2 protein-coding genes are annotated in these 1,016 nt (G+C 64.6%); both read right to left on the bottom strand.

The window, feature by feature from the left end:
• A partial coding sequence (locus FG99_RS11180; protein ID WP_156060073.1) for an IS110 family transposase occupies window positions 1-443 on the bottom strand: 443 nt, incomplete at its 3' end.
• Window positions 444-929: 486 nt separating this feature from the next.
• Window positions 930-1,016: hypothetical protein (locus FG99_RS33205; protein ID WP_371263864.1), on the bottom strand; the 87-nt coding region annotated here is incomplete at its 5' end.

Below are 1,016 nucleotides of genomic sequence, written 5' to 3' on the forward strand. Positions count from 1 at the left end.
CCCATGGCGGTGCGCCGCCGCACATAGCCCCGCCGGACACGGTGCCAGGCCTGCATCGCCAGTGCCGCGACGCTCTTCACCGGCACCGACGCAATACTGCTATCCCGGCCCGCCCGCAGAATGGCGTGGGCATCATTGCGATCATTCTTCGCTCCGCTCCGGTGCTCGGCCACCCGCTGGGCCGGCAGGATACGCACCGGGTTGCCCTGCGCCTGCAGCAGCCGGGCCCAGGCTTGTGCTCCAGGGCCGGTCTCCATCAGCACCGTCACGCCCTCCGGCAGCTTCTGCAGAAACACCTGAAACGCTTCACGCGACTTGATTCGCTGTTCGTACGCCAGTTGACCCTGGGCGTCTTCCCCCGCCACCTGGAAGACCTTTTTCGCCAGATCCACGGCGACTGTCGTGCACACCGATACATCGGTTGCAGACACCGGCTTATTCATCGTCGTATGCTTTTTCATGGACTCACCCTCACTGTCGGTGGCTTCTTAGACCGCCACCGTGGCGCCTCGACGCCTTGGTGAGGGTGAGTCCATCCAATTACAGTGTGCTCGGCATTTCGTAGGATCTCATCCAGACCGTAGGATGGATCGGGTCGAGCCTGCGAAACCCATGCGGCCGCGGCTATGGGTATCGCTGCGCTCAACGCCATCCTACGGTTGCCTCCACACCGCACCCTTGTAGGAGCGCGCCCTGCGCGCGAATCGCGGGCAGGGCCCGCAGTGTGCTCGGCATTTCGTAGGATCTCATCCAGACCGTAGGATGGATCGAGCCTGCGATACCCATGCGGCCGCGGCGATGGGTATCGCTGCGCTCAACGCCATCCTACGGTTTGCCTCCACACCGTGCCCTTGTAGGAGCGCGCCCTGCGCGCGAATCGCGGGCAGGGCCCGCTCAGTGTGCTCGGCATTTCGTAGGCGCGGATTTTCTCACTCCCGGTACTCGTCCACCGGCACGCAGGCGCAGAACAGGTTGCGGTCGCCGAACACGTTGTCCACCCGGTTCACCGCCGGCCA

It is taken from the genome of Pseudomonas sp. AAC, assembly GCF_000725445.1.
In the GTDB taxonomy this organism is placed as follows: domain Bacteria; phylum Pseudomonadota; class Gammaproteobacteria; order Pseudomonadales; family Pseudomonadaceae; genus Pseudomonas; species Pseudomonas citronellolis.